Below are 13,797 nucleotides of genomic sequence, written 5' to 3' on the forward strand. Positions count from 1 at the left end.
ATATTATAAACCATCTTCAATGCTCATTTCACCGAATTGGAAGAAATATAAATAGCCGTGCACTCTTTTATTTAGTATTGTTTCTAAGGTGTTTTTGTAATATTTCATTTGAATTTTATACTTATCACGTAATTGTATTCCAATTTCTTGATCCGTCATCCCTCTTCTTCGATTAAAAGCGTCTGTTTTGTAATCTACAAAATAATATTGGTTATCTTTAATAAAAATCAAATCAATCATACCTTGGATAATGGAGACATCTTCATCTAAATCTGGTATTTCATCTACACGTGCTTGGTTAACTACAAATGGTAACTCTCTGTATACTTCATCAGCTTGTGCAATTTTCATATATAAGTCACTACGAATAAATTCCATAATTCTTTCAAATTGGATATCTTTTTTAGCGTCTTCTTCAATAATGTGTTGATCAATTAACATATGAATATAGTCATCTAACTCTGTTTCAGTTAATCGTTGTTCTCTAAATGGAAGATGCTGCATAACGGTATGCATCAATGTACCAATTTCATTAGCTTTACGTTTTCTTTCTTGTCTTAAGAATTTAGGACGTTCATAAGTATAAGCACCAATGCGATATTGTCTTACTCTATCGTAACTTGTTCCATCTTCTTTAGTTTCTAATTGACGTTTTAATTCAGATACAGATTGTTTTGATGGCTTTTGAGTATTTTTTATAAATGGATACTTAAACGTTAATTGATGAATCATTTGTTGTTCGTTTTCTTTATTATTCGGAGCCTCTTCTTCAATATCATTGATAGTTCGATGTAATGTCTCATTTGAATCGCTTATTAAAGATAATTCATCGAAATGAATAATTTTCAAATCTACATATGGTTTCAAACTGTCATCTAATTGATTGATAGATGTCTCAAATTGATAATCAGATGTGATAGATTGAGATAAGTGTTTCGCTAAAATACTATATACCAGATTAAAAGGTCGTTCTACTGATAATCTTTTATGAAGTGCAATGAGTTGATTTGAAATAGGCAAACGTTCATACTTTCTTAACTTTTCTTCTTTATCTACCGTTCCGATTAGAATGAGCTGTTCTTTTGCACGAGTTAATGCCACATACATTAAACGCATCTCTTCAGAAATCAATTCTTTTTCTGTTAATGATTTAACAACTACAGATGAAAGTGATGGATAAGAAATATTGTCTGTTAAATCATAGTACTCCATTCCTAAACCATATTTTTGATTTAATACTAAAGGTTTCCGAATATCTTCTTTATTAAAATTCTTAGAAAGACCAGAATAAATAACATATGGAAACTCTAAACCTTTACTACTATGAATTGTCATCATTCGAACTACATTATCATTAGGTCCTATCACATTTTCTTCACCAAAATCTTTTTTACGCTCTATCAATTCATCGATAAATCTTATAAATTGATAAAGTCCTCTAAACGTAGAATTTTCAAATTCTATTGCTTTATTAAACAATCCAAAAAGATTAGCGCGTCTGCCTTTACCACCAATCAGTCCACTAAAATATTGAATGACATAATGATCATTATAGAACTTATCAATTAACTGATACACAGGATGTGTTTGCCCATAATCTTGATATAAATGTATATCTTCAATAAAACGACGTAATTTATTAACTAATTGTGCGTTAGCTTGATCATATTTTATATAGTGTAAAATTGATTGATAAAAGTAATCATCGTTTGAACTGACTACTCGAATTTCAGCAAGTTCATCTTCAGTAAATTGATAAATAACAGAGCGCATTAACCCAACTAGATAAATATCTTGCAATGGGTTATCAATCGTTCTAAGAAACGATAGTACTAGTCGTACTTCCGTTTGTTCAAAATAACCTTCCTTACTATTAACATGGAACGGAATATTATTATCTTTAAATACTTTTTGCAAACGTCTAGCATTACTCATTCCACGTTCTAAAATAACAATATCTTTATAAGTTGCTTTACGATAGGCATTGTTTTTCGCATCATAAACGAGTTTATTGTCAAGGATATGCTTTACTTGTTCAACTACATAATATGCTTCTTGTTCTTGTCTATCTAAGTCTGTGTCCTCATTTTCAGATTTAATAAGCGCATGTAATTCGAGTGGCATTGCTTTTTCTGGATAATAATGAGCTCCGAAATATAAACGTGCATCGGCATCATAATTAATTTCTCCAACCGCTTCATCCATCATATGATCAAAAAGATAATTAGTCGTTGAAAGTACTTCCTTTCTTGAGCGGAAGTTATTAGATAAGTCAATTCGAAGTCCTGTTTGTTGCCCTTCTTTAGTGAATCGATGATATTTACTCATAAACAATGTAGGATCCGCTTGCCTAAACTTATAAATAGATTGCTTTACATCTCCCACCATAAATAAGTTGCCATCTAATTCATCACCACGTTTGATAGTAGATATAATTGCCTCTTGTACCTGATTGGTATCTTGATATTCATCAATAAGTATTTCTTCAAATTGATGACGATACTCTTTAGCGATAGTAGAAGGCGTCCCGTTTTCATCTGTTAATATTTGTAAGGCAAAATGTTCATAATCTGCAAAATCTAGTACATTTCTACTACGTTTTTTCTTAGCAAAATCATTAATGATATCTTTAATGATTTGAACTAAATATTTTATCCGAGGCGCTAACTGTTTCATATCGTCTTTAAGTTCATCTACTGAACGCATTAAATATTTATTTTTTACATTTTGAATGGTTTCATTATATTCTTTATAGAAAGATTTAATATCTTCAAGTGTCTCTAAATCTTCATTTTCTTTTTTTATTTTTGATGACATTTGTGGAAACTTTTCAGGTGTATGATTAAGAAGTGCATCTCTATTCAAAACACCATCTTCTAATATTCTTTGGCATATCATTTTCTCTCTTTGGACAACTTCTAAATGTTTTTCAACAGCATTACAATGGGATAAAAGATTTTCTGCTTCAAGAAGTGAGTCAAATGCTGCTTTCATATATATTTCTGCTAGTATTTTTAATTCTTTAAGGTAGTCTTGTTGCTTCTCATCATTCTCGTAAGGATCGACTAATGAATCTAACCATTTAAATGGTGAAGGATTAGCTATACTAAAATAATAAAATCGTTTTAAAATTTCTCTAAATCTATCGTCATTTCTATCATTTGATAGTTGTTCGACTAAAGTCAAAAATTCAATATCAGGATCTTCATAATGATGTTCTAGTACTTCATCAATTGATTGCTCTAATAAAAGTACATTTTCAACTTCACTAATCGTTCTAAAATTAGGGTCTAGTTGGATAACATCATAATGTTGTTGAATCACTTTTAAACAAAAACTATGCAGTGTAGAAATTTGAGCTTGATGTATTTTTATACGTTGACTTTTTAAGTGTTCATTCTTAGGATCCTCTAATGAAGCTTGTTGAATACGTTGTTCTACACGATGTTTCATCTCTCTAGCACTTAAGTTCGTAAATGTTACTACAAGTAATTTATCAACATCTACTTCGTCTCTTAAGATTTTTTGAATAATACGTTCAACTAGAACAGCTGTTTTTCCCGAGCCAGCAGCTGCTGCAACTAGTATATCTTGCCCTTTAGCATATATACTGTTCCACTGTGCATCCGTCCATTGTGCATCTTTAGGTTTTACTGGAATATTATTCATTGTCCTCACCGCTTTCTAATTCGACCTCTTGAATTGCTTGAATTGGATTAATCGATTCATCTACATGGCGATAATGTTTACTATCAATAAGACTATCTACGTGACATACTGACTGGAAACTACAAAATTCACATGGTAATTTGTCTTCAAATTTAAGTGGAGCTACTTCTGTGTGACCATCCATAATATTTGAAGCAGTCTCAATAAAATTATTTTTATTGTGTTGAATAAATTTATGAATCGTTGTTTCATCAGCAACTTGGCTTCCCCGTGCACTAATACCTCCATCTTTTTTTAATGTCACGGGTACAATATCTGATTTAGATATCTCGTTAAGTCTTATATCCATAGCATCTATAACTTCAGCATCACTATTGATTAATCCATTTAATTTATATTCTTTTAGAATAGCTTGATTAATATTTTCCTTATTCAATGCCTCTTCAGTTAAATCGCCCCATTTTTCAAATTTCAAACGTTCATCATGAATGTGGAAATATAACAATCCACCTGGTTTAACCTCTGAACTTAAACCAAGCCGCTCTGAATTTTGTAATACGATATCCATATACGTCATCATTTGCATCTGTTTACCATAATAAACTTTTTTCAAATTTAAATTGGCGCTATGATTAGATGATTTATAATCTATAATATTTACAAAACTTGTATTATTTTTTGTATAAGCATCGATACGATCAATTTGTCCACGAATATGAATCGGTATCCCTTGTGTCGTCATTAAGGGATGTGCAATCAACTCTTCTTCCGTTCTTGGTTTCTTTCTAAAAGCAGTTTCAAAACGTTTTGGTCTAAATTTTGTATTCTCATTTTGATAACGAAGTGCCTTTAACGTACTTTCAACAATGACACCTATACGTTTAGATACATAACGATAATATGCATTGGAATCCATTAAATTAAATTGCACTTGTGGTAAGACATGTTGTAGAGCTTCTTCAGTAAGTGCATGGATTTTCTGATTATCCAATTGACTAAATTCTCCATTTACTTTATCCGAAATATATTTTAAAGCATTATGAAAAATATTACCTAAATCAAAACTTTCAAGTTGATATTTGGTACGTTCATTTAGACGAAGGCCGTAAGTAGCATAATGTTGGAATGGGCAATCATTATAACCTTCAAATCGTGAAACACTAGCATTAATAGACGTTCCATATAATGCTTCTGACAATTGTGGTGTGAGTTGAATGGTTTCATTATCATATGTTAAAGCTGTTGATAAATAGTTTATACTGTCATTTAATTCTTCATTTTCACTTATAACTTTATAAGCATCAAGCCACGTATCTGCTACCGCTTCTTCTTCCAACCACGATTTCAATGCTTCAAATAAATGAATTTTAGTTTGATGTGGATGTTCCATTAATGTAAGAGGATAAGCATGATGAAGATAATGAATATTTTTGATATCCAAATTACTGAACAGTGCTTGAATCTGATTTAAAAATGGACTTTTCTCTTTTTCATCTCCTTGCATTCCCATAAGACTATATGAAAAAGTCATTTGTTCACATGCACGTGTCATAGCAATGTAGCATACAAATGCTTCATCCATTTGTAAGATATCAGAGGTTGGACTTAATTCAACACTTCCCCGTTCCTCTAACAAACGTTTTTCTTCATCAGTGATTAAGCTTGAAGATGACAAGGGCTGTGGCATCACTCCATCATTCATCCCAACCATATAAACGTGTTTTTTATTATCAACTTTTGCTAAATCCATAGTCCCTATGCTAACTTGATCCAATGTTTGAGGAATCATTACAAATTCAAGTTGCTCAAGTCCAATGTCAAATACTTCTAAGAATCGATTTAAACTCATTTCTTCTTCTTCAAATACTGTGACTAAATCATCTAATATTTGTATTAATCCATTCCATAATTGGTCAATTTCTTCTGCTTTCTCATGGTCTCCTTTTAAGTCTAGTTCATCACGGTGGGCCATTAAATATTTAGGCAAATCAAAAGCTTCCATTGTTTCATAAAATGCAGTTGCATAATCTCTAACATTTTTAGAGTGAAGCATGGCTTTCTCAAAACGAAGTATTTTATTTACAACATCATCCTTTAAGCGTACGACGTCTTCAAATGCTTCTTTTTCTTCTTCAGTTAATTGATGCGCTTTACGTCCCATTTTTGTAAAATTATCGATATTAAACAATTTATCATCTAACCATTTTTTACCGTAAATACCTCGTTCAATGACAAAGTTTTCTAATAGATCAATTAAGTAACTACTATTTTTAAATTGATTAGATAAAATATTGGTTTTAAATAGTCTCATCATTGGACTAAGTCCCATATTACTTTGGATAACTTCTAATAAAGAACGTATCATTTCCATTATAGGATGATGTGTCATCGATTTTTTAGTATCAATATTATAAGGAATATCATATTGTGGCAAAATAGATTCAAATAGATAGGCATATGTTTCATCTCTATATAAAATTGCAATATCTTGATATCTAAAGTGTTTATCACGTGTATCTTTAATAATACGTCGTGCTATTTCATTAACTTCTTCTCTCATATTCGATGACTCAAGTAAATCAATATAACCATGGGATTGAGTTGGATTAACTTGAAGTGCGTCAAATTGTTGTTCTAATTGTAATAAATCCTTATTTTTGAAACGATATGGTGTTGTAAAATAATGTTCATTTAAAGATATATGTAATTCATTTGCAATTTCTTTTAAGTGAATAAGTACGTCAGAAGGTTTTCTAAACATACTAAAGTGATCTTCATTACCATCTGTAGTTAATAATATAGTAACTTGTTTAGCATTTTGTACTAATGCTTTAATAATTTGATATTCAAGCGTTGAAAAGTTATAAAATCCATCTATATAAATATCAGCATGCTTAATCCACTCAGATTTGTGCATTATTTCAATAAAATAATTAAGACTGTCTTCAGCGGTAATAAATTCTCCATTTAATCGTTCTTCAAAATAATGATAAATAAGCGAAATATCTTCTAGTTTATGTCGGGTTCTTGTTTGTAATTCATTATCTTCTAAAAATAAGTCAAGTTGATGAGGTGTTACAGAATATTTCTTAAAATCTTGGATTTGTTCACTTAATTTTTCACTAAAACCATAATAATCTGCTTGAGATTGATATAATTTCATTTCTGATTTGTGTTGTTGAACGATATTGAATATCATCATTTCAATAGCTGCTTTAGTTAAACGTGTTTCAGTTAATCCTCCGAGTTCTTGAAAGATTCTATAGCTCAAACGCTCAAAATGTAAAACTTCCGTTCTTAAACTCCCATTTAACTCTCGATCATTTACGAAAGATTGCTCCAATTGAAACGTACTTTGGGTAGGTGCAATTAAAATGATAGGATCTCCAAGAGGATTTTCTTTCATTTGTTGTTTAATATTTTTAATCATATGATACGATTTACCGGTACCAGCTCTTCCAAGATATGTATTTAATTCCATTATCTACACGCTCCTTTAAACTCATTTTACCACGGAACATACGTTCTTAAAAAGTAAAGTAGATAAAATAAAAGTAGAATGCGAATTCACCTGAATTGACATTCTACTTTTATTTTAAATTGATATCCTACTTATCTGGATTAAAATTAAATTTAAAATTATTTAATGGCCAAAATCTAAATGATACTTTACCGACGATTTGTTGTTTATCTATTAATCCAAACGCTCTACTATCTTTACTAACTTCACGGTTATCTCCTAATACTAAGTATTTATTTTTAGGAATAACGTTAGAGTTAGGATGAGCATTAAGAAGATCCTTAGTTTCAAAAGATCCTGTAATGTACTCTCCTTGTTTATGTTTTTCATTATAGTCTAAGTAAGGCTCATTTACCTTTTTCTCATTAATATATAGCTGATCTTTTTTATATGTCACACTATCTCCTGGTACGCCTATTACTCTTTTAACATAGTCATCAGATTGATTAGCATGGAAGACAATAACATTTCCTTTTTTTATGTTTCCTACCTTATAACCTAAAATGTTAACCATCACATGTTGCCCATCTTTTAATGTTGGATCCATTGAGTCACCTTTTATTGTATAGGATTTGGCAACAAAAGTGACTACAAGCCATACGAGCAATAAACCTACAGCTATCGCAACAATCCATTCTATTATTTCTTTTTTCAAATATAACACCTCATCTATTTATTAAACTCATAGTTGAATGATCTAAAAGGATAATATCTTAGACATACATTTCCTATAACATCACTTTTTTTAATTAATCCATATCTTCTCGAATCAGTTAATGTATTACTATGATCATTCAACACTAAAAATGAGTCAGGTGGAATAATATCCCCATCAGTATTTTCTAAATCTCGTAATGCGAAATCATTAATATCTCTATTTTTAGCATAATATTTATTCACTTGTCTATCATCTTTATATAATTTACCATGCCTTATTTCTATCGATTCGCCTGCTTTCCCAATAATACGGCTAAAATGAATTTGATTATGATGCCGATACATAATAATATCCCCTTCATTTAATAAATTAAATGTCACTTTCAATTTATTAATCATTATATAATCATTTTTATTTAGAGTGGGGGCCATTTCATTAGTATGAACAATTGCGCTTCTTAGTAAAAAAATTTGAATAAACATCACGAAAATAATTGCTAAAATAATGGATATACTTGTACTTATAATTCGACGCAAAATGTCACTCCTCATGTGTTCCCATAAAATGTTTTTCAACTCTTTTTCCAATAAACCATATGACTATAGTAACAATAATTAAAATAATTGCTCTTATAGGATGAGTTAAAAATGTAGTCACTTCTCTACCCATCACCGCTAAAAATGATATGGAAATAAGCTTTGAAAATAATAAAATAATAAAATAATTCTTCATTTTAATATGAGAAAAACTAGCTACAAAGTTCACTACTGTATTAGGTGTAAATGGAAAACACATTAATATAAAAATAGGAACAAGTCCTTGTTTATCTATAAAATGTGTGAGTTTTTTCACACCTTTTTTTGCTTTAACTCTTTGCATAAAAGATGTATCAACGAATTTCCTACAAAAATAAAATACAGTAAATGTTCCAGCGACGATCCCTAACCAACTAATAATAGTTCCTGTAATAAAACCATAAATATGAACATTTAAGATGACATAGAGAGTTAAAGGAAAAACAGGAATTATAGCTCTTAAATAGAGAATAATAAAACCTGCAAAGTATCCTAATTGTTGTAACACATTAAACCAATGTTCAATTTGATGAAACACTATATCATCAAATCCTTTCTTGAAATTTCATCATTCTCTATTGAGTATAAAATTATTTTACACTCTTTTCTTAAAAAAACTATTAATTCACTAAGAAATCAGTCACAAGTACTAGATAACAGATTTAACATTAGTCATATTAATCTTTTAAAAAAGAATGAGACTGAATTCACAACGAATTCAATCCTTTTCTCTTGACCCCATCTTACGTTAAACAAAAACTTCTTTTTATGAAAGTCTATATGCTAAAAAAGATTGATATAAGTATATATTCAATTGAGTCATTGACTGCCAATATATTAAAAATGCCTAAGACAGCTCATCGTGTCCTAGGCTTTAAATGATTATTTTATTTAAATTTATGTTGATATTATAAACGTTCTTCTAATTCTTTTTTCTTATCCTCATAACCTGGTTTACCAAGTAAAGCAAACATATTTTGTTTATAAGCTTCTACGCCAGGTTGGTTAAATGGATTAACACCTAATTGATAGCCACTCATCGCACAAGCTAATTCAAAGAAGTAAACGACATAACCGAATGTTTCTTCATCTAAACGTGGGATATTCACAACGATATTAGGAACGCCACCATCAGTATGAGCTAATAATGTACCTTCAAATGCTTTTGTATTAACTTCATCGATTGTTTTTCCAGCTAAATAATTTAAGCCATCTAAATCGTCATCATCTTTTTCAATTGTAATATCATGTTTAGGTTGATTTACTTTTACAACAGTTTCAAATAAGAAACGGCGTCCTTCTTGAACATACTGACCTAATGAATGTAAATCAGTAGTATAGTTTGCGCTTGAAGGATAAATACCTTTAAAGTCTTTACCTTCAGATTCACCGTATAACTGTTTCCACCATTCATTAAAGTACTGCATAGATGGTTCGTAGTTAATTAACATCTCAGTTGTATAACCTTTATTATAAAGAACATTTCGAATTGTTGCATATTGATATGCAATATTCTCTTCTAAATTTTCAGATGATAGTTCTTTACGAGCTTTATTTGCTCCATTCATAATTGCTTCAATATCAATACCTGCAGTTGCAATTGGTAATAATCCTACCGCAGTTAATACTGAATAACGACCACCTACATCATCAGGTACAACAAATGTTTCATAACTTTCATTATCTGCTAATTGTTTCAATGCACCTTTTGCTTTATCAGTTGTAGCAAAGATACGTTTTTTTGCTTCATCTTTACCATATTTTTCTTCAACTAATTGTTTAAACAATCTAAATGCTACAGCAGGCTCAGTCGTTGTTCCTGATTTAGAAATCACATTTACTGAAAAGTCTTTATCAGACAAGTAATTCACTAATTCTTGTGTATAACTTGAAGATAAGTGATTTCCTACAAATACAATTTCAGGATATTCTGTATTGTTACGGAAAGATGAAGTAAGCATTTCAATTGCAGCACGTGCACCTAAATATGAACCGCCAATTCCGATAACTACCAATACATCTGAATTCGATTGAATATGTTTCGCTGCTTTTTGAATTCTAGAAAACTCTTCTTTATCATAATCTTCAGGTAAATTTACCCAACCTAAAAAGTCGCTTCCAGCACCCGTACCTTCATGAATCGTTTTATGAATTGTTTTTACAATATCTTTTTGTTGATCAAGTTCATGTTGACCAAAAAATTCTAACGTTTTGCCATAATCTAATTGAATATGAGTCATTTATAGATCCTCCAATGTTTATGAATTAGTTTCATTTTACTAACTTTAAATTATCTATTCAATGAACAAGTTCAATTATTCAAAAAATAGTCTGTTTTTTTTTTAGAATCATTGAATTACTTTACTTTGTAATGAATACACAATTGAAATAGCAATCAACTCTTTAGTTGTAGTAATATTCAATGAATATAGAAATAACAATAGATGATTAATACTATTCCAATTATCTTTATTTTGCATAAATATGTAAAAAAATGGTTTTATTTTCAAAAACAATCTGTTAGTATAGAATTATATTAATTTTCAGAAAAATTTTGAGGTGACAATATGAAAGATAAAATTGTTTTAGCTTATTCAGGTGGATTAGATACTAGTGTAGCTGTTAAATGGCTTATAGATAAAGGGTACGACGTAGTAGCAGTATGTTTAGATGTTGGCGAAGGTAAAGATTTAGATGTTGTTTATTCTAAAGCATTAGACATGGGCGCCGTCGAATGTCATATTATTGATGCAACTAAGGAATTTAGTGAAGATTATGTAAGTTATGCAATAAAAGGAAATTTAATGTATGAAAACAGTTATCCTTTAGTATCTGCGCTTTCAAGACCGTTAATAGCGAAGAAATTAGTAGAAATTGCTGAACAAACAAAGTCAATCGGTATTGCACATGGTTGTACTGGTAAAGGTAATGATCAAGTACGTTTTGAAGTAGCAATTAAAGCACTTAACCCTAATTTGAAAACATTTGCTCCTGTTAGAGAGTGGGGCTGGAGTCGTGAAGAAGAAATCGACTATGCAATCAAACATGGTATTCCTGTAAGTATTAATCATGATTCACCTTATTCAATCGATCAAAATTTATGGGGTCGTGCAAATGAATGTGGTATTTTAGAAGATCCCTATGCTGCTCCACCGAAAGATGCATATGATTTAACTGCTGAATTAGAGGATACACCAGATACACCAGATGAAATTATCTTATCATTTAAAAATGGTGTTCCTGTTCAACTTAACCATAAAGACTATGATTTAGATCAGCTAATTCTAACATTAAATGATTTAGCTGGTAAACATGGTATCGGACGTATCGATCACGTAGAGAATCGTTTAGTTGGTATAAAATCACGTGAAGTATATGAAACGCCAGGTGCTGAAGTTATATTAAAAGCTCATAAAGCTTTAGAAACATTAACATTAACTAAAGATGTGGCGCATTTTAAACCAGTCATTGAAAAACAATTTGCTGAACAAACATATAATGGTTTATGGTTCTCACCTTTAACAGACAGTCTAAAGCAATTCATCGATAGCACTCAACACTATGTTGAAGGAGATGTTAGAGTTAAATTATTTAAAGGTAATGCTATTGTTAATGGTAGAAAATCGCCTTATACACTTTATGATGAAAAGTTAGCAACTTATACTAAAGAAGATGCTTTTGATCAATCAGCTGCAGTCGGCTTTATTGATATTTATGGACTACCAACACAAGTAAATGCTTATTTACATGGAGGTTATAGTAATGAGTAATAAAGCATGGGGAGGTCGTTTTCAACAACAACCTGAAGAGTGGGTAGATGCGTTTAATGCTTCTATTGACTTTGACCAAACGCTTTTAGATGAGGATATTCAAGGTAGTATTGCACATGCAACAATGCTTGCACACCAAAACATTATTTCTGAAGAAGAAAAAAATGCCATCGTAAAAGGTTTGAAAGATATACAGACAGATTTTCATAACCATAATATTGAATTTAAACATGCTTTAGAAGATATACATTTAAATATCGAACACGAACTGATACAACGCATTGGAGATCCAGGTGGCAAGTTACACACAGGTCGTAGCAGAAATGATCAAGTAGCAACAGACTTACATCTCTATGTAAAAAAACAGGTCATTGAGATTCAAGCACTTATTCGTTCATTCCAAGAGTCTATTTTAACTCTAGCAAAATCTCACGTAGAAACGATTATGCCAGGTTATACGCACTTACAACGTGCTCAACCTATTTCTTTCGCTCATCACATCATGACATATTTTTGGATGTTGGAAAGAGACTATACACGTTTTGCAGATAGTTTAAAACGTATTGATATATCTCCTCTTGGCGCTGCAGCATTGAGTGGCACTACACATCCTATCGATAGACATGAAACTCAAGAATTACTTGGTTTTGAATATATTTATGAAAATAGTCTTGATGCAGTGAGTGATCGTGATTACATTATTGAAACATTGCATAATATATCATTAACAATGACTCACCTATCACGTTTTGCAGAAGAAATTATTTTTTGGTCTACGGATGAAGCGAAATTTATTACACTATCTGATGCATTTTCTACTGGTTCATCTATTATGCCTCAAAAGAAAAATCCAGATATGGCTGAACTCATTCGTGGTAAAGTTGGACGTACGACAGGACATTTAATGAGTATGCTTGTCACATTGAAAGGCTTGCCTCTTGCATATAATAAAGACTTACAAGAGGATAAAGAAGGTTTATTTGATTCTGTTCGTACAATTAAAGGTTCTTTACGTATTTTTGAGGGCATGCTTAATACGTTAACGGTTAATACAAATCGTTTAAATGAAACAGTGCATCAAGATTTCTCTAACGCAACAGAACTTGCAGATTATTTAGTAGATAAAAATGTACCGTTTAGAACAGCACATGAAATTGTAGGAAAAATTGTCTTTGAATGTATTCAACAAGGCATCTATTTATTAGATGTACCATTTGAACGTTATCAAGAATTAAATGATAAAATCGAAGAAGATGTATATGATTACTTAAAACCAGAAAATTGTTTAAATAGAAGAAAAAGTTATGGTTCTACAGGCCAAGATGCTGTGCGTCATCAATTGAACGTTGCAGAAAATATTTTAAAACAATAATGAATACTATTATTAAATGACTATGAAATCGAATAAATAAAGATTCTAATAAAGCATCTATTTGAGGATTAACTCTAAATCGCTTAATCGTTTTATAAGAAGGGGTTTGATTTTGTGAAGATCACATCATTTGTGAGAATAAGTACTGAAGTTTCCTTTCGTAGAGTCAGTTAAGTCATGTTAGAATTTTTATACATAAGGTACTTCGTTAATTTAGTTTAGTGTTGTTTATT

General features: G+C 30.6%; 8 protein-coding genes. 2 read left to right on the forward strand and 6 right to left on the reverse strand.

Annotation, left to right across the window (positions count from 1 at the left end):
* Positions 1–3: 3 nt before the first annotated feature.
* The 6 genes from addA to NST64_RS08980 all read right to left on the reverse strand — a co-directional run bounded on the left by addA (position 4) and on the right by NST64_RS08980 (position 10,662).
* On the reverse strand, positions 4–3,669 hold the full coding sequence (gene addA / locus NST64_RS08955) for a helicase-exonuclease AddAB subunit AddA (protein ID WP_049418707.1): 3,666 nt from the start codon (positions 3,667–3,669) through the stop codon (positions 4–6).
* Positions 3,662–7,150 carry a helicase-exonuclease AddAB subunit AddB gene (addB, locus tag NST64_RS08960; RefSeq protein ID WP_002488354.1) on the reverse strand — a complete coding sequence of 1,163 codons (3,489 nt, stop codon included), beginning with the start codon at positions 7,148–7,150 and terminating at the stop codon, positions 3,662–3,664. The genes addA and addB overlap by 8 nt, the downstream gene beginning before the upstream one ends.
* A gap of 127 nt (positions 7,151–7,277) precedes the next feature.
* Complete coding sequence (gene lepB, locus NST64_RS08965) at positions 7,278–7,844, reverse strand: signal peptidase I (protein WP_049418705.1); 567 nt, start codon at positions 7,842–7,844, stop codon at positions 7,278–7,280.
* A 14-nt stretch (positions 7,845–7,858) separates the two neighbouring features.
* A complete protein-coding gene (lepB, locus tag NST64_RS08970) occupies positions 7,859–8,383 on the reverse strand; it encodes a signal peptidase I (protein WP_002448253.1) in 525 nt (174 codons plus the stop codon).
* 4 nt (positions 8,384–8,387) lie between these two features.
* Positions 8,388–8,963: a TVP38/TMEM64 family protein gene (locus NST64_RS08975; protein ID WP_037555865.1), complete on the reverse strand. Its 576-nt coding sequence runs from the start codon at positions 8,961–8,963 to the stop codon at positions 8,388–8,390.
* Between the two features lie 367 nt (positions 8,964–9,330).
* Positions 9,331–10,662 (reverse strand): glucose-6-phosphate isomerase, encoded by a 1,332-nt coding sequence (locus NST64_RS08980; protein WP_002448167.1) that lies wholly within the window; start codon positions 10,660–10,662, stop codon positions 9,331–9,333.
* Between the two features lie 327 nt (positions 10,663–10,989).
* On the opposite strand from NST64_RS08980, the gene NST64_RS08985 reads away from it, so the two are divergent.
* Both NST64_RS08985 and argH read left to right on the forward strand, forming a co-directional pair.
* The gene (locus NST64_RS08985) at positions 10,990–12,192 is read left to right on the forward strand and encodes an argininosuccinate synthase (protein ID WP_002455539.1); all 1,203 of its coding nucleotides are present in this window, start codon (positions 10,990–10,992) and stop codon (positions 12,190–12,192) included.
* The gene (gene argH / locus NST64_RS08990) at positions 12,185–13,564 is read left to right on the forward strand and encodes an argininosuccinate lyase (RefSeq protein ID WP_049418703.1); all 1,380 of its coding nucleotides are present in this window, start codon (positions 12,185–12,187) and stop codon (positions 13,562–13,564) included. Before NST64_RS08985 ends, argH begins: the two co-directional genes overlap by 8 nt.
* Positions 13,565–13,797 lie beyond the last annotated feature (233 nt).

Origin of the sequence: Staphylococcus sp. FSL W8-1268, assembly GCF_038003965.1 — a bacterium.
GTDB classification, from domain to species: domain Bacteria; phylum Bacillota; class Bacilli; order Staphylococcales; family Staphylococcaceae; genus Staphylococcus; species Staphylococcus hominis.

Coding starts and splice junctions, on each gene's coding strand:
- NST64_RS08980 (WP_002448167.1), bottom strand. CDS start 10,662: ATGACTCATATTCAATTAGATTATGGCAAAACGTTAGAATTTTTTGGT.
- NST64_RS08985 (WP_002455539.1), top strand. CDS start 10,990: ATGAAAGATAAAATTGTTTTAGCTTATTCAGGTGGATTAGATACTAGT.
- argH (WP_049418703.1), top strand. CDS start 12,185: ATGAGTAATAAAGCATGGGGAGGTCGTTTTCAACAACAACCTGAAGAG.
- addB (WP_002488354.1), bottom strand. CDS start 7,150: ATGGAATTAAATACATATCTTGGAAGAGCTGGTACCGGTAAATCGTAT.
- addA (WP_049418707.1), bottom strand. CDS start 3,669: ATGAATAATATTCCAGTAAAACCTAAAGATGCACAATGGACGGATGCA.